22 protein-coding genes and 1 tRNA gene are annotated in these 18,284 nt (G+C 45.1%); 20 read left to right on the forward strand and 3 right to left on the reverse strand.

Annotated features, from left to right (window positions below; genetic code table 11):
- Positions 1-200 precede the first annotated feature (200 nt).
- The 10 genes from rpmH (at position 201) to A4E54_RS11705 (ending at position 8,508) form a co-directional block, all read left to right on the forward strand.
- Entirely contained in the window at positions 201-335 is a 135-nt protein-coding gene (gene rpmH / locus A4E54_RS11660; protein WP_286726219.1) for a 50S ribosomal protein L34, read from the forward strand.
- A gap of 97 nt (positions 336-432) precedes the next feature.
- A complete protein-coding gene (gene rnpA, locus A4E54_RS11665) occupies positions 433-777 on the forward strand; it encodes a ribonuclease P protein component (RefSeq protein WP_240082108.1) in 345 nt (114 codons plus the stop codon).
- Complete coding sequence (gene yidD / locus A4E54_RS11670) at positions 774-980, forward strand: membrane protein insertion efficiency factor YidD (protein WP_240082109.1); 207 nt, start codon at positions 774-776, stop codon at positions 978-980. Before rnpA ends, yidD begins: the two co-directional genes overlap by 4 nt.
- A 94-nt stretch (positions 981-1,074) precedes the next feature.
- A complete protein-coding gene (locus A4E54_RS11675; RefSeq protein ID WP_286726222.1) occupies positions 1,075-1,743 on the forward strand; it encodes a YidC/Oxa1 family membrane protein insertase in 669 nt (222 codons plus the stop codon).
- Positions 1,740-2,360 (forward strand): RNA-binding cell elongation regulator Jag/EloR, encoded by a 621-nt coding sequence (gene jag / locus A4E54_RS11680; RefSeq protein WP_286726223.1) that lies wholly within the window; start codon positions 1,740-1,742, stop codon positions 2,358-2,360. The genes A4E54_RS11675 and jag overlap by 4 nt, the downstream gene beginning before the upstream one ends.
- A 95-nt stretch (positions 2,361-2,455) precedes the next feature.
- On the forward strand, positions 2,456-3,838 hold the full coding sequence (mnmE, locus tag A4E54_RS11685) for a tRNA uridine-5-carboxymethylaminomethyl(34) synthesis GTPase MnmE (RefSeq protein ID WP_286726248.1): 1,383 nt from the start codon (positions 2,456-2,458) through the stop codon (positions 3,836-3,838).
- A gap of 11 nt (positions 3,839-3,849) precedes the next feature.
- Positions 3,850-5,745, forward strand: coding sequence for a tRNA uridine-5-carboxymethylaminomethyl(34) synthesis enzyme MnmG (gene mnmG, locus A4E54_RS11690; protein ID WP_286726249.1), 1,896 nt, complete (start codon positions 3,850-3,852; stop codon positions 5,743-5,745).
- Between the two features lie 216 nt (positions 5,746-5,961).
- Positions 5,962-6,681: a 16S rRNA (guanine(527)-N(7))-methyltransferase RsmG gene (rsmG, locus tag A4E54_RS11695; protein ID WP_286726224.1), complete on the forward strand. Its 720-nt coding sequence runs from the start codon at positions 5,962-5,964 to the stop codon at positions 6,679-6,681.
- A 155-nt stretch (positions 6,682-6,836) separates the two neighbouring features.
- Complete coding sequence (locus A4E54_RS11700) at positions 6,837-7,598, forward strand: ParA family protein (protein WP_240082169.1); 762 nt, start codon at positions 6,837-6,839, stop codon at positions 7,596-7,598.
- Positions 7,591-8,508, forward strand: a complete 918-nt coding sequence (locus tag A4E54_RS11705; RefSeq protein WP_286726225.1) for a ParB/RepB/Spo0J family partition protein — start codon at positions 7,591-7,593, stop codon at positions 8,506-8,508. Before A4E54_RS11700 ends, A4E54_RS11705 begins: the two co-directional genes overlap by 8 nt.
- Positions 8,509-8,539: 31 nt before the next feature.
- Here the strand turns inward: A4E54_RS11705 and yyaC are convergent, their stop codons facing one another.
- Positions 8,540-9,142, reverse strand: coding sequence for a spore protease YyaC (gene yyaC / locus A4E54_RS11710; protein ID WP_286726227.1), 603 nt, complete (start codon positions 9,140-9,142; stop codon positions 8,540-8,542).
- A gap of 161 nt (positions 9,143-9,303) precedes the next feature.
- Here yyaC and A4E54_RS11715 point away from each other — a divergent pair, with 161 nt between their 5' ends.
- From A4E54_RS11715 to A4E54_RS11740, 6 genes are all read left to right on the forward strand, one after another.
- Positions 9,304-10,389, forward strand: coding sequence for a YkvI family membrane protein (locus A4E54_RS11715; protein ID WP_286726229.1), 1,086 nt, complete (start codon positions 9,304-9,306; stop codon positions 10,387-10,389).
- A 56-nt stretch (positions 10,390-10,445) separates the two neighbouring features.
- Complete coding sequence (locus A4E54_RS11720) at positions 10,446-11,129, forward strand: CvpA family protein (RefSeq protein ID WP_286726231.1); 684 nt, start codon at positions 10,446-10,448, stop codon at positions 11,127-11,129.
- A gap of 53 nt (positions 11,130-11,182) precedes the next feature.
- Complete coding sequence (locus A4E54_RS11725) at positions 11,183-12,595, forward strand: aminopeptidase (RefSeq protein WP_286726232.1); 1,413 nt, start codon at positions 11,183-11,185, stop codon at positions 12,593-12,595.
- 85 nt (positions 12,596-12,680) lie between these two features.
- Positions 12,681-13,487 (forward strand): mechanosensitive ion channel family protein, encoded by an 807-nt coding sequence (locus A4E54_RS11730; protein WP_286726234.1) that lies wholly within the window; start codon positions 12,681-12,683, stop codon positions 13,485-13,487.
- A 141-nt stretch (positions 13,488-13,628) separates the two neighbouring features.
- Positions 13,629-14,390, forward strand: coding sequence for a sporulation protein (locus tag A4E54_RS11735; RefSeq protein ID WP_286726236.1), 762 nt, complete (start codon positions 13,629-13,631; stop codon positions 14,388-14,390).
- A 19-nt stretch (positions 14,391-14,409) separates the two neighbouring features.
- Positions 14,410-14,486: transfer RNA gene (locus A4E54_RS11740), tRNA-Arg, on the forward strand.
- A gap of 105 nt (positions 14,487-14,591) precedes the next feature.
- On the opposite strand, the gene A4E54_RS11745 is transcribed toward A4E54_RS11740, so the two are convergent.
- A complete protein-coding gene (locus tag A4E54_RS11745) occupies positions 14,592-15,821 on the reverse strand; it encodes a tyrosine-type recombinase/integrase (protein ID WP_286726238.1) in 1,230 nt (409 codons plus the stop codon).
- Entirely contained in the window at positions 15,814-16,728 is a 915-nt protein-coding gene (locus tag A4E54_RS11750) for a hypothetical protein (protein WP_286726240.1), read from the reverse strand. The genes A4E54_RS11745 and A4E54_RS11750 overlap by 8 nt, the downstream gene beginning before the upstream one ends.
- 144 nt (positions 16,729-16,872) lie before the next feature.
- Here A4E54_RS11750 and A4E54_RS11755 point away from each other — a divergent pair, with 144 nt between their 5' ends.
- The 4 genes from A4E54_RS11755 to A4E54_RS11770 all read left to right on the forward strand — a co-directional run.
- Positions 16,873-17,049, forward strand: a complete 177-nt coding sequence (locus A4E54_RS11755) for a hypothetical protein (RefSeq protein ID WP_286726242.1) — start codon at positions 16,873-16,875, stop codon at positions 17,047-17,049.
- 14 nt (positions 17,050-17,063) lie between these two features.
- Positions 17,064-17,333 carry a helix-turn-helix domain-containing protein gene (locus A4E54_RS11760; RefSeq protein ID WP_286726244.1) on the forward strand — a complete coding sequence of 90 codons (270 nt, stop codon included), beginning with the start codon at positions 17,064-17,066 and terminating at the stop codon, positions 17,331-17,333.
- Positions 17,334-17,340: 7 nt separating this feature from the next.
- Positions 17,341-17,964, forward strand: a complete 624-nt coding sequence (locus A4E54_RS11765) for a CHC2 zinc finger domain-containing protein (RefSeq protein WP_286726245.1) — start codon at positions 17,341-17,343, stop codon at positions 17,962-17,964.
- Positions 17,961-18,284: AAA family ATPase (locus A4E54_RS11770; RefSeq protein WP_286726246.1), on the forward strand; the 324-nt coding region annotated here is incomplete at its 3' end. The genes A4E54_RS11765 and A4E54_RS11770, both read left to right, overlap by 4 nt.

Here is an 18,284-nt window from a genome sequence, read left to right on the forward strand (position 1 = left end):
TTTTGGGGTAAAATCTTTTTTTTTGTTCCTTTCAACCCTTGTACGCTCTGGCTTCTCAAACATCGCAATTAGCTCTATCTCGCTTTATCTCTCTTCTTGTTATTCTTGACGTTAAAAAATGATTACTATATAATAGATAGTGTGTGCCTAGCTATAGTGGCATTTTGCTTTTATTCCAAAATATAAAAGGGGTGTATTTGATGAAGCGTACCTACCAGCCGAAGTCACGCAAGCATAGAAAACTGCATGGCTTCTTAAAGAGAATGGCTACACGGTCTGGAAGAAATATTATTAAAAGAAGGAGAATTAAAGGTAGAAAGAGATTAACTGCGTGAGGCCGCTGTATATTAAAGGTGGCCTTTCTAGCTATATGAGCGTTTTAAGAGTATAGTTGGTGTTAATGGTTGGATATATTAGATAGCAGGAGAATTAATGACTGTTATTAATAAAATTAAAAAAAATAAAGATTATAGGAAAGTATATAGTTGTGGAAAATCAGTGGCTGACCGCTATCTAGTTTTATTTTTTTGGGTGAATAACTTGGAAACCAGCCGGTTTGGCTTTACAGCAAGTAAAAAAATTGGCAATGCCGTAGTAAGGAATAGGGTAAGACGCCTGTTTAAAGAAGTCTGCCGTTTAAATATAAATAAATTTCCAGTTGGCTTTGATTATGTTTTACTGGCGCGTAACGCCATCGTAGGGCGAAAATATCAACAGGTTGAAGAAAGCCTGTTAAAATTGTTGAAAAATATTACTTCTCGCAGAGGGCAGACATGAGGAAATTGTTAATTTTGTTGATTCGTTTATATCAAGTGTTTATATCTCCTTTAAAAATGCCTACCTGCCGTTTTTATCCAACTTGCTCACATTATGCTTTGCAAGCTGTACAAAAATATGGAATAATAAAAGGCGTCTGGATGGCAGTGAAAAGAATACTGAAGTGTCATCCTTTTCATCCCGGTGGATTTGATCCGGTATAAGTGTGGATAATTCTGTGTAAAAATGCTTATGCAGGTGGAAGGTAATTTGATCATATTTTTTTATTAACCGGTATTTGTTGGGAGGCATTGAGATTTGGAAATATTTAATGCACTTGTTGATGGTATGACCGGTTTAATGAATTGGTTATATCAATTGACTGTACAGGTAGGGGTGCCAAGTTATGGTATAGCGATTATTCTATTAACTGTTTTAATTAAAATGCTTCTTTATCCACTGACCCAGAAACAGATGAAATCTATGGTAGTTATGCAAAAGCTGCAGCCGAAAGTAAAACAAATTCAAGATAAATGGAAGAATAAAGATCCGAAAAAAATGCAGCAGATGATCATGGATTTGTACAAGGAAAATAACGCCAATCCAATGGCCGGGTGTTTGCCGTTGTTGATCCAGTTGCCGATTTTAATAGCGCTGTACAGGTCATTGTATGCTTTTCCATTTATTAACGAGGCGCACGCGAGTTTTATTTGGGTGCAAAATTTGAGTGGTACGGATCCTTATTATATTTTGCCGTTACTGGCCGGTATAACTACTTTTCTTCAGTCAAAAATGACTACATCCATGACAGATCCTACCCAGAAAACAATGCTTTATATGATGCCTCTTATTATTGTCTGGATATCGGCTACTGTGCCTGCGGGTCTTGCTTTGTACTGGGTTGTTTTTAATGTGGTTGGCGCAATACAGCAGTATTTTATTAATAAACAGACCATGCCGGTAAAGGAGGGAGCTAGTGGAAGGTGAAGGTTGTAGAGAAAACAGGTAAAACTGTTGAAGAAGCTGTTGGACAGGCTCTTCAGAATATGGGTGTTTCTATAGATGATGTGGAAGTAGAGATAATTGAGGAACCGACAAAAGGAATTTTAGGTCTGTTTGGAGCAAAGCCGGCAAGGGTTAAAGTAATTTTAAAAGAAGGGGCGTCCGAGAAGGCTGTTGATTTGCTGAATAATATCATCAAAAGCATGGAGCTGCAAGTTGAGTTGGATGTGGTGGAGAAAAAAGATTTTCTTACTATAAACCTGAAGGGACCTGAATTAGGAATATTAATTGGCAGGCGGGGCGAAACACTGGATGCGCTGCAGTTCCTGGTAAATCTTTCAGTTAATAAAAATAAGGAAGTTAGAAGAAAAATAATTATTGATGTGGAAGGTTATCGTCACAGAAGAGAGGAAACGCTGCAAAAACTTGCCGTAAAACTGGCGAATAAGGCCAAGCAGCGAGGAAGAAGCGTAGTTTTGGAGCCAATGAGTTCGCAGGAAAGAAGAATCATTCACACTGCTTTGCAGGGAAGGGATGACATATATACTTTCAGTGAAGGTGACGAACCTTACCGTAAAATTATTATATCCCCGAAAAAATGATGATAAACCCAGCGGGCTGAACAGCAAGCTGGGTTTATAAATAGAAACCGGAAATGGGAATGGAAAAGATTATTGTTTACCGGAAGGTGGTTGTATTGCAAGAAGATACGATTGCTGCTATTTCAACACCTTTGGGTGAAGGCGGTATAGGAATCGTCAGAATAAGCGGCCCTGAAGCTCTAAAAGTTTCTGGAAAAATATTTAAGTCAAAGAGAGCCGGTTTAGAGGAAATAAAAAGTCATAGAATGATTTACGGACATGTCTGCGACCGTCTGACAGGGGAAGTTGTTGATGAAGCGCTTTTTTGCTATATGAAAGCGCCGCATTCTTACACAAGGGAAGACATAGTGGAGATAAATTGTCATGGCGGCATGGTTCCCTTGAGAAAAACGCTTGAACTTGTCCTGGCGGAAGGGGTAAGATTGGCCGAGGCTGGTGAATTCAGCAAGAGGGCTTTTTTAAACGGCAGATTGGACCTGGCCCAGGCGGAATCTGTTATTGACCTGATCCGGTCCAAGACTGAAGCGGGGTTAAAACTCGCGGTTTCCCAATTAAAAGGTGATTTATCCAAGAAAATCAGAGAGATACAAGATAAAATACTTGGCATTCTGGCGCAGGTGGAAGTTAATATTGACTTTCCGGAGGATGATTTAGAAGAAGCAACCGGTAAGGATATTATTTGCGCCGGTGAAGTGTTGCTGGAACAGATAAAAAGTTTAATTAAAGGGGCGGACGCAGGTATTATTTACCGGGAAGGTGTCAAAGCGGCGATCGTCGGCAAGCCGAATGTGGGGAAGTCCTCTTTGTTAAATGCTCTGTTAAGGGAAAAGAGGGCGATAGTGACAGATGTGCCGGGAACAACCAGGGATGTTATCGAGGAAATAATTAATATCAAAGGAATTCCTTTAAGAATTATTGATACGGCGGGTTTGCGCGAGACTGAGGATTTAGTTGAAAAGATCGGCATGGAGCGGACAAGAGAGGCGACTGACCGGGCTGATCTGGTCCTGCCGGTGCTTGACGCGACAGAGGGGTTGTCACGGGAAGACTTTGCGGTATTGGCATTGGCGGGTGCTAAGAAATGCCTGGTTATAGTAAATAAAATAGATGTTCAAGATAAAAAAATAGATATGGAGGATTTGAAAAAGCTAGCCGGCGGCAGAAAGGTAATCTGTATATCAGCCGAACAAGGGACCGGACTTGCTGAGTTGGAAGATATGATCGCCGATCTGTTGCTTTGTGGAAAAGTCGATCAATCCGACAGCTATATGGTTACAAATATCAGGCATAAACAGGCGCTGGAAAAGGCGGCGTTTCATTTAAGCGAGGCAATTTCGTCAATAAAAGGCCTGGTGCCGGTGGATATAGTGGCCATAGACTTGCGTGACGCCTGGGAGGCTTTAGGGGAAATTACCGGCATGTCCGTTACTGAAGATTTAATTGAAAGGATTTTCAGAGATTTTTGTGTTGGTAAATGAGGCGGAAGATGATGGAATATTTTGCGGGAAATTATGATGTTATCATAGTTGGCGCGGGACATGCCGGCTGTGAGGCGGGTCTTGCCGCCGCGCGGATGGGCTGCCGGACGCTGGTTGTCACGCTGAATATGGACAACGTTGCGTTGATGCCCTGCAACCCGGCGGTTGGCGGGCCGGCAAAGGGGCATCTGGTGCGGGAAGTAGACGCTCTGGGCGGGGAAATCGGCCTGAATGCCGACCGGGCTTCTATCCAAATGCGCCTTTTAAACACCGCAAAAGGGCCGGCTGTTCAGGCTTTGCGCGCCCAGACGGATAAGAAATGTTATCAAAACGGAATGAAGCAGGCACTTGAGCAGCAAAACGATCTAGATTTAAAACAGGCGCTGGTTGAGCGGTTGTTGGTGAAAAATGGAAGAGTATGGGGGGTGGCCACCAATACAGGGGCTGTATTTACGGCAAAAGCAGTTGTTTTAACAACAGGCACATATTTAAAAGGAAAAATTTTTATTGGTGATCTTTCTTATCCGGGTGGACCGAACGGACAATTTCCATCTGTTGGATTATCAGGCAGCCTGGTCGAACTTGGCATCAAATTGAATCGTTTTAAAACGGGGACGCCGCCGCGGATTGATAAAAAAAGCGTTGATTTTACCCGTATGAATATCCAGCCGGGGGATGAAAAAATGAAGCGGTTTTCCTTTTTTTCGCCTCCTCTCCATAGGGAACAGTTGCCGTGCTGGCTGACTTACACCACTGAGAAAACACATAGCTTAATCAGAGAGAATTTACACCGGTCGCCGTTGTATACAGGCGTGATTATGAGCCAGGGGCCGCGCTATTGTCCTTCTATCGAAACAAAGGTAGTGCGTTTTTCGGATAAGCCTGCCCATCAGGTTTTTATCGAACCAGAGGGCAGGGATACCACGGAAATGTACGTGCAGGGCATGTCCACAAGCCTGCCGGAGGATGTTCAACTGGCCTTGCTGCGCACATTGCCGGGTCTTGAGCGGGTGGAAATGATGAGGGCGGGCTATGCTATCGAATATGATTACATTATTCCGGGTCAGTTGAAGCTTTCACTGGAAACAAAAATAGTGCCGGGGCTTTTTTCGGCCGGCCAGCTGAACGGCACATCCGGCTATGAAGAAGCTGCGGCGCAGGGCATTATTGCCGGCATTAACGCCGCGCTTTATGTGCAGGAGAAAGAACCGCTAATTTTAGACAGAGCGCAGGCTTATATCGGTGTGCTGATTGATGACCTGGTTACTAAAGAGATTGACGAGCCTTACCGGATGCTGACCTCCAGAGCAGAATACCGGTTGCTTTTAAGACAGGATAACGCCGACTTGAGATTAACTGAAATAGGTTATAAAATCGGATTGATACCCGCTGACAGATATGAAATGTATGTGCAAAAAAAAGAACTTATTGAGAACGAAAAGGAAAGATTGAATCATACTGTTGTGCCGGTGACAGAGAAAACTAAAAAAATATTGGCTGAAATAAAAAGCGCGGGTTTGCCGCAGCAGGGAATCACTCTGGCGGGGTTGCTGAGACGGCCGGAAATCAGCTATGAAAATCTGTTGATGCTGCCTGTGGGTCACCCTGATTTAGATGAGGAAGTGCGTGAGCAAGTGATGATTCAGGTTAAATATGAGGGGTATATAAAAAAGCAACAGGCGCAGGCGGAACGCTTTAAACGTTTGGAGGAAAAAAAGCTTCCCGCGGATCTCGATTATGGAAAGGTAAAAGGCCTTTCTTTAGAGGCTAAAGAGAAAATGGAAAATATTAAACCCGCCTCAATTGGGCAGGCTGCCAGGATTGCCGGGGTCACGCCGGCTGACTTGTCGGTGCTGTTGATTCATCTGGAGCAGAGAAAGAGACGGAAAGAAGATAAAGTTGAATAGTAAATATGGTAGCAAAGTTGCCTGGATTGGAGTGCGCTTGCCATAAGAGCGATTTTGAGTTTTGAGTACTAATTCAGGGAACGAGTGAGCCCGGGGATAAGAGAGGGAACTGTTTAAGCGAGAGTAGCGAGCGAGTTTGACCGAGCCCGAAGGCTAACGAGTTCATACGTTTATAAGGGGCGAAGTTATAATAATTTTTTAATTACAGGTGGACGGATGAGTGAGTTGCTGGAGACTCTCAAAAAAGGTTTAAAAGAAATGGGTATTGAAATAACGGAAAGTCAATTAGAATGCTTTCAATTATTTTACCGGTTGATCGTAGAAGAAAATAAGAAAAACAATATTACCGCAATAGTGGATGAGCAAGAATTTGCCGTAAAACACTTTATTGATTCTCTGACCTGCTTGAAGGCCGGTATGTTTAACGATGGCATGAAGTTAATGGATATAGGCACAGGGGCCGGATTTCCGGGAATACCTCTAAAGATTTGCCGGCCTGGACTGGAAGTTGTTTTGGTTGAATCTCAGGCTAAAAAAGTGAAATTTTTATTGAAAGTGATCCGAGCTATGGATTTAAAAAACATCTCCGCCATGCACACAAGAGCTGAGGAAATTGGCAGAAAGACGTTTTACAGGGGGTATTGCGACCTGGTCACGGCGAGAGCTGTTGCTGAATTGAGAGTTTTAGCTGAATATTGCCTGCCGGTAGTGAAGATTGGCGGGTTTTTTTTGGCGATGAAAGGGCCGAAACTTTTTAAGGAATTAGCGGCGGCGGAAAAAGCAGTTAATATACTTGGAGGGGAAATTGCAAAAATTATTAAATTAAATTTACCTGTTACTGGTGATGAAAGAAACCTGGTGGTTGTTAAGAAAATAAAGCCGACCCCTGAAAAATACCCGCGGCGTCCCGGAGTTCCCCTGAAAAAACCTGTTTAAAATTTGTTTTGCACTTCACAAATTCACCCTTAGGTTGACGCAACCAAGCAATCCATCAATTTAAATTAAGGAGATCTTTTTCGCGGCAGGAACCAGGATAGAAAATGTTGAATTATTAGGTTTATTCTGCTGGAATAATAGTGGGGGTGGAAAAAGTGGGGAGAATTATCGCCATTGCCAACCAGAAGGGAGGAGTTGCCAAAACGACCACGGCGGTTAATTTAAGCGCATGGCTTTCCCTGATGGGGCAGAAGGTTTTGCTAGTGGACATCGACCCCCAGGGAAATGCGACGACCGGCGTGGGAGTCGACAAGGAAAAAGTTAATCTTTGCATATATGATGTTTTGATTAATCAGTTAGATATTGAGAAAGTGATAGTCACGAGCGCGGTGGAAGGTTTAGACTTGGTTCCGGCCACTATAGAGCTTGCCGGGGCGGAAGTTGAATTGGTAAATGTGGCTGAGCGGGAGAAGATCTTAAGAGCATCTTTAAGCGTAATTAAAAACAAATATGACTTTATTTTTGTTGATTGCCCGCCTTCATTAGGTTTGCTTACATTGAACGCCTTAACAGCGGCCGGCTCCCTGATAATCCCGATACAGTGTGAATATTACGCCCTGGAAGGCTTAGGACAGCTGTTAAATACTATCGGCATGGTGCAAAAAAATTTAAATAAGGAACTGGTCATCGAGGGTGTGCTGTTAACTATGTTTGACGGGAGAACAAATTTGGCCATACAGGTTGTTGACGAGGTGAAAAAGCATTTCAGGGAAAAGGTATACAGATCTATTGTGCCGCGAAACATCCGTTTAAGCGAGGCGCCGAGTCATGGTAAGCCGGTGATGGTGTACGACAAGCGCTCAAAAGGCGCGGAAGTTTATCACGAACTCGCTAAGGAAGTGATCGGCATTGAGTAAGCGCAGAGGTCTTGGCAAGGGTCTGGAAGCGCTCATTCCAAGTATAGAGAGAAGTATGGCGAGTCAAAAAGAGAATCAAGAAGAATATAAAGAAATTAACATTGACGATATTAAGCCGGCGCCCGGTCAGGCAAGACAGTTGTTTAATCAAGAAAAGCTGGCGGAGCTTGCCGCTTCAATTAAAGAACATGGTGTTATCCAGCCTGTCGTGGTCAGGCCTTCGAAAGGCGGCGGGTACGAGTTGATTGCCGGGGAAAGGCGATGGAGGGCCTGCCGGCTCCTGGGACATAAGGTCATACCGGCTGTGGTTAAGGACTACCACGATTTGGAGGCTATTGCAGTATCGCTTATTGAAAATGTGCAGCGTGAGGATTTGAATCCTTTGGAAGAAGCGTCTGCATATCAGCAATTAATAAAAGATTTTGGGCTGACGCAGGATGAGGTTTCCGGCCGGGTTGGAAAGAGCCGGCCTTTTGTGGCAAATATGGTAAGGCTTTTGGAATTGCCGCCGGAAATAAAGGAGATGCTTGCCGGGGGGCAGTTGAATACAGGTCATGCCAGAGCCCTGCTGGCGATACGGGAACCCGAAAAACAATTGGCTGTGGCAAAAAAGATCTCCAAGCAACAGCTGAGCGTGCGTCAGGCGGAAAAAATGACAAAGCATATCAGCGAAGAAAAAAAAGATATTAAAAATAAAATTGTAATTAATAATTTTGTACGAGAATTAGAAGCAGCTTTGAAGAATTATTTTGAAACGCCTGTAAAATTAAAAGAAACTGCCGGCGGGGGCGGCAGGCTGGAGATAAATTACCGCAGCAAGGATGAATTAAAGCGGATTATTGAAATGATGCTGGGCAAAGAAAATGTTTCACGTGAAACATTTTCTGCTGCCATGAACAAGAAAACTTGATATTTCGCATAAACTTGATAAACGCCTGGGGCTAAAGACCCCAGGCGTTTATCTTTTTATACTCGGGAATGGTCCTCTTGAGTCCGTTTGCTATGACATCAGCTATTCTCATCACTAAATTCAACCTGGTGTTCTGCAGCACCAGGTACTCCATGAACCCGCCGATGTTCACTATCCCGGTAATATGGATTTGTCCCACCGGCGGAAGATTTTTGTTGACACCCGCGCCTGGAAGCAATGAGCCGTCTCCTAAATTAACACAACCGACATTTTCCAGCTTGCCAAGTGACGCGTCGATAGCAATGACAAAAGGATCCTGGTAATTTTTTTGAATTTCTTCGATCGTTTCCCGCAGGTTGCTGGCATGTATCGGCTTTTCCAATGTGCCGTATACAATATAAAAGTCTTGATCGCCCGAATCGATAATGCTGCCGACCAAAGGTCCAAGACAGTCGCCGGTGGAGCGGTCGGTACCGATGCATAATAATACTTTCGGGCTTTCCGGGCGGACTTCGAATCTTTTAAGTCTTATGGCGAGATCCGTGGCAAACTTATTAACCGCGGCAGTATCTTCAATATTTATACAAGTCTTCTCTATGTTCGTTATCGTATTTAATTGACCTATATTTTTCATTGACAACCCTCCTGAAGTGCAAACTAATATAGTTATTGCCGCGAGGGTGGTCAATTATTCCTAAATAAAAAAATTTTTTAAATGCATTAGTTTAGCTGATTGGCATAAAAATTCATATACGGAACTTTAAGATAAATAATTAGCCCGGAGGAAGGGCGCCAATGCCGCGTTCACAAAGCAATTTATTGCTGCTGGCCAAAGTTGTGACTGCATATGTCGGCTCTGTGATAGGGGCAGGTTTTGCCTCGGGGCAGGAAATAATGCAGTTTTTTATTTTACATGGCTGCAACGGGCTGTTGGGTGTTGTCCTCTCGACGGTATTGTTCGCATACCTGGGCGGCCTGGTGATGTTCCTTTCGATAAAGATACGCGCAACCAGTTATAAGGAACTGATCATATTTCTATTGGGAACCAAAGCCGGAAAAATAGTGGATGTGTTAAATCTGTTAATGTTAATGGGCGGCCTGAGCGTGATGATGGCGGGCAGCGCCGCTGTTTTTGGCGAGCATTTCGGTTTGCCGGCCCGCGCGGGGGTATGGGTGGTGATTGTTTTGACATCACTGGTGATCATGGGCGGGCTGAATGGGGTGCTGACGGCTAATGTCTTCCTTGTTCCCTTAAAGCTGCTGGCGGTCGTGTTGATCGCGCTGACTGCCATATATAAGGCGAAAGAAGCAATTTTTCTGATTCCGCAGGCGACGCCTCTGGGCGGTGTGGCCGATTCCTGGGTGTGGGCCGGTTTTCTTTACGTATCATATAACATGGTTGTGCCGGTGGCCGTGCTTTCATCGCTGGGCGGCAGCATTCCGCTAAAGATTGGTGTCGCCGGCGGAATAACCGGAGGCTTTTTGCTGGGTTTATCTGTGTCCATAGTAACGGTGGCGGGTTTATTATATCTTCCTGAAGCCGCGGCCTACGAAATTCCTCTTTTATTTCTCGCCAATAAACTCGGGTTTGTTTTTCACTGGCTGCTCGGGTTTCTGATCTGGCTCGCCATTATTACGACCGCGATAGCTGACGCCCATGGGATTGCCAGCCGGCTTGCACCCCACGGAGGCGTTAATTACAGGTTTTTCGGCATATGCGCCTGCCTGCTTGCCCTGCCGTTCGCCGGTTGCGGCTTTTCCAATTTAGTGCGTCTTTTATATCCCCTGTTCGGATACGCCGGTTTAGTATTGCTAGTATGCCTGTTAATAATTCCGCCTATTAGATTTTTGCGCAATGGCAAAAAAAGTTTCATATCTTAGAAAGATTCCGTATAATTGTTATGTGATGATTTAGATATTTAAACGGAGTTGGTCAAATGAATTGGTTGGATTGGTTGATTGTAGCGATCCTCGCCTGGTCCGCCTGCCAAGGACTGCGCCGCGGTCTTTTCATTAGTGTGGCGAAAATGGCCGGGCTGCTGGCCGGTTTAGCTGCAGCCTATTTTTACCACCGGCCTTTAGCTGATTATTTATCTGCCCGCTGGCACCTGGAGGAACTAATGTTTCCTTTGACCGGGCCTTTATTAAAGTTTTGGCAACCCGCCGCGGATGTTGTCAGTCCTTTCGCTGCGGGAAAACAGCTGTCCGGTGATTACGTCACCAGGCTGGTTGCCGGCACCATTCTTGAAGCGCTGACCTTTTTAGCGCTGCTGGCGGCCACTGTCTGGCTGGTAAACGCCGCCGGGCTTATTTTAACAAATTTTGCCGGCTTTAGCCTGCTTGGGCCGCTAAATCGCCTGGGCGGACTGTTATTCGGATTTTTAAAAGGTCTGCTGTTTGTGCTGATTATTCTCACACTGCTTTCACCGTTTCAACAACAGAACCCGTTTTCCGGCGGTTATCGGGGTATACCGGAGACGGCCGTTCCGCAGGGTAAAGCTTTTAGGGATTCCGCACTGATAACGTACTTTAACCCGCTGATTAATGTTCTTAACAAAACGCTTCCGGGAGGTATGCCGGGTAAAAATATTCTGCCCTCCGGACCGGCTAATAGCATTTGACTTGCCAAAATGGTGATAATAAATTGAATATCAGACACGGGAGGATTTGAACTGTGACAGCATCCAAAGAACAGCACCCCGCTTCCAAACTAGCCTACCGCAGACAAAACGCCTGGGACTGCCTGGGCGAGGCGGAAAAAGCCGGGGTAATGGCCTTCGCCGGTGATTATAAAAAATTTTTGGACGCGGCTAAAACGGAAAGAGAGGTAATTGGAGTAACAGTAAGGCATCTCAATAATGTTGGTTTCCGTCCGTTGAACAGTATGATGAAATTGAAGCCGGGCGACCGGATCTACACGGTCAACCGGCACAAAGCTTTAATCGCAGCCGTTATCGGAAAAAGGTCCCTGGAGTATGGTTTGAATGCTGTCGGCGCGCATGCCGACAGCCCGCGCCTGGACCTGAAACCAATGCCTCTTTTTGAAGATGAGGAAATGGCCTTTTTTAAAACGCATTATTACGGAGGCATAAAAAAATATCAGTGGCTGTCTATTCCGCTCGCCCTGCACGGAATAGTGGTAAAAGCCAATGGAGATCCGGTTCAAGTGACGGTTGGAGAGAGACAGGGCGACCCTGTCTTTACAATCCCCGATCTCCTGCCTCATTTGGCTAAGGACCAAATGGATAAGAAGATGGCGGACGCCGTGCCCGGGGAAAACCTGAACATCCTGGTGGGAGGCATCCCCCTGCCGGGGAGCGAATTAAAAAAACGGTTCAAGCTGGCCATTCTCGAATACATGAATCGTGAATATGGTATTGTGGAAGAAGATTTAATCAGCGCGGAATTGGAGTTGGTTCCAGCCTGGCCGGCTATGGACGTGGGTTTTGATCGCAGCTTTGTCGGGGGCTATGGGCAGGACGACCGTGTTTGTGTTTACACCGCCCTGCGTGCTCTGGCGGAAACCTCTTTGCCTGAGCGGACTGCGTTGGTCCTGCTGTCTGATAAAGAAGAGATCGGCAGCAGCGGCAACACGGGGATGGAATCTGTTTTTTTCACGAACACGGTAAGGGAAATCACTGCCCGCTGCGTTTCAAATTACAATGAATTGACGGCTCGCCGTGTTTTGGTTAATTCGCTCGCGCTGTCCGCCGACGTTAACGCCGGTTTCGACCCGAACTATGGAGATGTCAGCGAAAAGATGAATACCGCCCGCCTTGGCGCGGGAGCAGTCCTGACCAAATATACCGGAAGCAGGGGCAAGTATGAGTCTAATGACGCGCATGCGGAAGTGGTGGCACTGGTGCGCAAGTTATTTAATGAAGCCGGGGTGATCTGGCAGACTGGCGAGTTGGGCAAGGTAGACCAGGGCGGCGGCGGCACTATCGCCCACCTGCTGGCCGACCACGGTATGGATGTGCTCGATTGCGGAGTGGCCCTGCTGGGGATGCATTCACCTTTTGAGGTGGCCAGCAAGGCGGATATTTTTATGGCTTACAAAGGATATAAGGCGTTTTTTTCAGGATAACCAACATTTTCATATTGATTTTTCTATTATATCAGGATAAGGTTTGAGCAGTTGTTTGCAAAGATATGATTAGAGGTGTGGGATTTTGCCTCCATTAAACCTTGATTATCTGAATACTCTTGCCGCAGGTTTTAATTACCATAAATTACTGGGAATTCTGGCTATTATAGCAGTCGCTTTTATTGTTGTCCGCTTAGGCAGCTCAGCAATAACCAAGCTGTTTGCCCGCGAGGAAGACTCACACCTTGGCGGCAGCAAGAGAATCCGCACCATGGCGGCGCTGTCAATCAGCATTTTACGGTACAGTGTTTATTTTATCGCACTGGTGATGATTCTTGGTATTTGTGGGGTGCAAACCGGCGCCTTGCTGGCAGGGGCGGGGGTAGTCGGGCTGGCTGTCGGATTCGGCGCCAAGAATCTGGTCGAAGATGTCATCTCCGGTTTCTTTATTCTTTTTGAGGATCAGTTTGACGTGGGTGATTATATAACCGCCACAGGGGTGTCAGGTATTGTCGAGGCGCTTGGCTTGCGGGTTACGCGGCTGAAAGATTTAGGCGGCCAGGTTCATTACATTCCCAACGGTAAGATTGCGCAGGTGACCAATCACAGCCGCGGCAGCCTCCAGGCGGTTGTAGATATCGGGGTTGCTTATTCTGCCGACCACAACCAGGCCGTCAGCGTGCTTGAACAGGCTTGCCTGAAGCTGGCGCAGGAACATTCAGATTTGATCGCCACCGGCCCCGAAGTGCTCGGTATTGTCGCTTTGTATCCGGATCATGTGCTAATCCGCATAACCGCGGGAGTCATGCCGCTCCAAAAAGCGAAGGTGGAACGGGAAATAATGAAGCGGTCCAAGGAAGCCATGGAAAGCGCGGGGATTAACCCGGGCTAAACCTAGACTTGCGGGATAAGTGGAATAATACCTTACTTGACAAACCGTTCACTACTTAGCTATACTAATTTAAGTGTCATTAAAGTCATATTGGATAAAGTGCTTAATTGAGTTGCTAGTATGCTTTCTGGGGGGATAGTTTTGTTTAAAAACCTGCTGGCCGGATTGGGGGTCGGCGCGGCGAAGGTCGATCTTGAGATTAACCGCGCTAAGGTAGCTCTGGGTGAAGTAATCGAAGGCGAAGTAAAGATATCCGGCGGCAATGTTGACCAGCAAGTGGAAAAAATCAACATCACCCTGGTGTTGGACTCTCGTTACAAGCATGATGATAAGTATGTAAATATAAGACGTGAAATTGGGACTCTCAAAGTGGCGGACAGCATGCTGATTAAGGCTGGTTCACCGGAGAAAACTATTCCTGTCCGTTTGCAGCTTCCTTATGATATCCCTGTTTCCAGGGGGAAAACAAGATATTACTTTGTAACGAATCTTGATATAAAAAAAGCCGTGGATCCTAAGGACATTGACGATGTTGTTGTTCTCCCGAACCCTTATATGCAGATGGTGTTTGACGCCTTGTCAATGCTGGGTTTCCGTGATAAACCGTCATCCGGGGATTATAACGGCAGGTTCCAACAATTTGAGTACAAACCGACCAAATTCATGGCGCGGGAATTAGACGAGCTTGAGTTTTATTTTGTCGCGGAAGAGAGTCAGTTGTATATAGTGATGGAAATTGACAAGAAAACACGTGGTTTCTTTGGTAAGCTAGCTGATGATATGGACCTTGACGAGCGGCGCTTTAGCTATACCCTTCCTTACAGCGATATGCATAGTGTGGAACAAGTAGCCGCGACGTTAAAAGAAATTATTGAAAATGAATACAGAAAAATCAATTGTTAATCTGTTATAAAAATGATAAGCGCCCGTAGCTCAGGCGGATAGAGCAGCGGTTTCCTAAACCGCGTGCCGGGGGTTCGAGTCCCTCCGGGCGCACCAGAAAAAGCTAGGCCCCGCAAGGTTTTGCGGGGTTTTAATTTTCTTCTATATGGGAGCATTTTTTGTTTTGGGAGCATTTTTGGGAGCATGACCTATTTTTTATAGTTATTTCACTACTGTCAGAACAGGTTTTTGTTCTTCCTGATTAGGTTCTTCTTGCTCTTTGGTAAGCAGTTTGTCTATATACGCATCCGTCTTGTCGGCTATGTCTTTATCGACGGTTTTAAGGGCGTGGCTGTATATATTCAAGGTTGTTGATGTGTTGGCGTGACCCAAACGACTACTTAAATTCTTTACGTCTGCACCCTGGCTAATCATGATGGTTGCCGCTGTGTGCCTCAGTCCGTGGAAGGGGAGAGGAGCAAGTTTATTTCTTTTTAGGAATTTGGGAAACCATTGGGATGGCCATTCTGGGTGTGCTGGTTTTCCATCTCTGGTAGTAAACACTCTGTTTGAACCTTTCCATAAGTTATCCATCTTTTCGGCCGCTTCATCCTGTTTGGCTTTATGTTGAGTGAGAACATTTAAAACACGCAGGGGAAGCGATATTGTACGCTGACTTGATTCGTTCTTTGGTTCCTTTGTGAAGGCCCCTTTACCTGGCAGGTATTGGCTGGCTTGACGCACTGTAAGCGTTGAGTCTTCAAAGTTAATATCCTGCCACTCTAACCCCATGATTTCGCCACAACGGAGGCCGCAGAAGACCGCTAGGTAAATCAGTGCCTTATGTTTTATATCCTCCGTTTCAACTACATCCAGTAAAGCCCTGGTTTGGTCTTCATTATAAAAATTACCGGTTTTCTTATGTACCTTTGGAGGGGAAATCCTACTTGCCGGATTGGAGACAATAACCTGCCATTCTACAGCAGTTTGTAAAATAGTTGATATGAGACGGTGGTGGTGAAGTATTGTTCTTTCTGAAAGTCCTCCTTTGCGGCCATCTTCACGGATACCATCCTCCGTTAAATTGCTGTAAAAACTAACAAGGTGGATCGGCTTAATCTGGTCAATCTTTAAATGTCCCATGGCTGGAATTATTCTAGAATCAAGAAGCTGTTTGTATCTGTATACGGTTTTTGGTGCAAGGGTTTTCTCTGCGTAGGCAGAGAGCCATTTCTCTACAAAAGCCTTAAATGTCTGTTTTGATGGTTCAATATATTCACCTTTCTCAATCCTCTTTATTAAGAGGCCGAGCTGTCTTAAGGCTCCATCCCTGTTCTTGGCCTTAACAGTCTCACGAATAACCTTTCTGCTTCCGTCTTCGTTGGTTCCGTAGTTAACATTTAATCTCCACTTGCCTTTTCCGCGTTCTTCAACCCAACCGGAGCTAGCCATGTTGTTTTTCCTCCTTTTTACCACTTCGAGAATCAGCCTTACGTTTAGCGTCCTCACATTTTCTTGAACAAAACTTTCTTTTTTTTACAGAAGTCATGAACAGCTTGTTACAACGCTTGCATTGATCAAGCCTGTACCGGCCAGCTAAGTCCTGGGTAAAGAAGTAATACGCCGCACTTAACAAACTTTCAAAGCCTAGTCGAATCTGCCATGTTTCTTTTCCGGCCTGTATTACCGACCGGCTCAACCCCTGGTTACCACCGGTCAATAACATATGTAATAAAAGTTTGGCTGGAGGTAACATATCTCGAATATCTTTTTTAGATATTTCTGCTAGGGATGGTTCTTTTATAAACAACGCTCTAAGTGGTGCCCCTATCCCTTCCTCAGCTTTCTTGATGGCATAAACCCATTTAGCAACATTCTGAAACTCTTGAATGGCTTCTATAAACTCATCAAGTGGTTCTGACATATTTTTTCTAATACTATAAAAACCTGTATTTATAAAGTCCTCAACATTAATTAAATAATTTTGCGCCACCTCTTCAACATGATGTAAATCGCACCCATTTCGCTCAGGGACTAGATAATACTTATTTCCATCAATAACGGCTAATTGTGGTTCGAGATATTTATGTGGCAATAATCCCAACAACCCAAAACGACTAACAAAATCAATAACAGCCTCTTTTTTTGAAGTATCAAGATTTAAAATAGACAAGACTAAATAATTTTCATTGGCTTTCTTCCCGCTTTTTTCTTCTAATAGGGTGTCTATATCATAAGTGATATAACCCGAGTCAGGAATTGGACATATGTATTCCCGATCTTTAATTTTTTTAATGCAATACTCCCCCGAACGTCCCCATTTTTCCCATTTCAATTTTCCCCCAACATGATTATCCATAAAATAACTCCTTTCCATTTGTCCGCTATGTTTCCGGCTTAATGTCCGGTTGATGTTCTTTTATGTAGCGGATATTATATTGATCCGCCTGATTATTTACAGTATAGTAATAGCAACAGTTATTGTCAAGAAGGAGTTGTCAATATGAATAATACGGAAATCAGAAACAAGATTAAAAATGCCAGGTTGTTTCAGTACGAAGTTGCAAGAGCCTTACATATTTCTGAAGCAACCCTAATCCGGTGGTTACGTCAGGAGCTTCCAGAAAAAGAAAAAGCCCGTATTCTTGCGGTAATTGAGCAATTAAAAAACCATAGTTAAAGAGGTGATTGGAGATGTTACAGCAAAAAGAGCCGGACCTGGGCGATAAGCTGACTGTCGAGGAAGTTTCCAGGGATTATTTTGGGGGCAAAATCAGTGCGTATACGGTTAGAGATTTGTGGCGGCGTGGTCAACTGCCAGGGGTTAAATGTGGGGGGAGGTTGATCTTTAGTAGATCAGAACTTACCCGCTGGTTCACTGAACAGTCGAGGGCAAACGTTGAAAGACAGGAGTCAGAGCATGGTAAATTACGAGTAATAACCCGGCTGGCGGGCCGGGCGTGAACAGGAAGTGATTAAACTGTCTGTACCTATTTTACCACAAAATAACGATATTTTCCAATTGGTCAAAAAACTTCCCTTTATCGAAGTAGCCCGCCGTTACCTGCCTGGGGAGTTGCGGCAACAGGGGAGCCGGTGGGTGACCTGCTGCCCTTTCCATGAGGATCACTCCCCTTCCCTTGTTCTCTACCCGGATTCAAATTCATGGTATTGCTATGGTTGTAGCAAAGGCGGGAGTAATATTGATCTGGTTATGCAAGCTTTAAACATTGATAACCCCAAGGAAGCGGTTAGATTGTTGGCTGCTGACTTTGGGGTGATCCTACCGGATACAACTAAGGAAGAACGAGCCAAGTTCAAGCAGATTAACTTACAATTAAAGGCCCGGCGGGAATTAGAAACCCGCTTCAAGGTGAAGGAGAATGAAATTTATCAGCGCTTATCTGCCGTTTACCGTGCGGTAGACAATAAGCTTGCCGGTATTAAGTCAGAGGATGACATTGAACACCTTGGTGGATTGTACCACATCGAGCCTATTCTTGAACACGTTCTTGAAACATTGAGAACCGGGACGATAGCGGAAAAAGTTGCTGTTTTGAAAAGTGACCGGGTGAAACGGTGGTGCAAAAGATGACCAAATTCACAGACGATATTTCAGACGAAGAATTAAAAGCACTACTGGATGACCTGGACGGCAAAGAAGAAAAACCGCTGTCAAATAAGACAATCAAGTTTGTCCGGATGGCTGACGTTGAGCCGGAGCCTGTTTCCTTCCTGTGGGAGCCGTATATCCCTCTAGGAAAGATAACCCTCCTGGAGGGTGACCCTGGTTGTGGCAAAACCTGGGTGGCCCTGGCAATTGCAAGCGCAATTTCAACCGGTAGCCCCCTACCCGACAGCGAAAACGGCAGGTGCATCATGAGGCGCGAACCCGGCAGCGTAATATACCTGACC

The sequence above is a fragment of the Pelotomaculum sp. PtaB.Bin117 genome (assembly GCF_002067195.1).
In the GTDB taxonomy this organism is placed as follows: domain Bacteria; phylum Bacillota; class Desulfotomaculia; order Desulfotomaculales; family Pelotomaculaceae; genus Pelotomaculum_D; species Pelotomaculum_D terephthalicicum.

Bases quoted from the DNA above. Each gene is read 5' to 3' on its own strand.
- rpmH (WP_286726219.1), top strand. From the start codon at position 201: ATGAAGCGTACCTACCAGCCGAAGTCACGCAAGCATAGAAAACTGCAT.
- rnpA (WP_240082108.1), top strand. From the start codon at position 433: ATGACTGTTATTAATAAAATTAAAAAAAATAAAGATTATAGGAAAGTA.
- yidD (WP_240082109.1), top strand. From the start codon at position 774: ATGAGGAAATTGTTAATTTTGTTGATTCGTTTATATCAAGTGTTTATA.
- mnmG (WP_286726249.1), top strand. From the start codon at position 3,850: ATGGAATATTTTGCGGGAAATTATGATGTTATCATAGTTGGCGCGGGA.
- rsmG (WP_286726224.1), top strand. From the start codon at position 5,962: ATGAGTGAGTTGCTGGAGACTCTCAAAAAAGGTTTAAAAGAAATGGGT.
- yyaC (WP_286726227.1), bottom strand. From the start codon at position 9,142: ATGAAAAATATAGGTCAATTAAATACGATAACGAACATAGAGAAGACT.
- A4E54_RS11715 (WP_286726229.1), top strand. From the start codon at position 9,304: ATGCCGCGTTCACAAAGCAATTTATTGCTGCTGGCCAAAGTTGTGACT.
- A4E54_RS11720 (WP_286726231.1), top strand. From the start codon at position 10,446: ATGAATTGGTTGGATTGGTTGATTGTAGCGATCCTCGCCTGGTCCGCC.
- A4E54_RS11745 (WP_286726238.1), bottom strand. From the start codon at position 15,821: ATGGCTAGCTCCGGTTGGGTTGAAGAACGCGGAAAAGGCAAGTGGAGA.
- A4E54_RS11750 (WP_286726240.1), bottom strand. From the start codon at position 16,728: ATGGATAATCATGTTGGGGGAAAATTGAAATGGGAAAAATGGGGACGT.
- A4E54_RS11755 (WP_286726242.1), top strand. From the start codon at position 16,873: ATGAATAATACGGAAATCAGAAACAAGATTAAAAATGCCAGGTTGTTT.
- A4E54_RS11760 (WP_286726244.1), top strand. From the start codon at position 17,064: ATGTTACAGCAAAAAGAGCCGGACCTGGGCGATAAGCTGACTGTCGAG.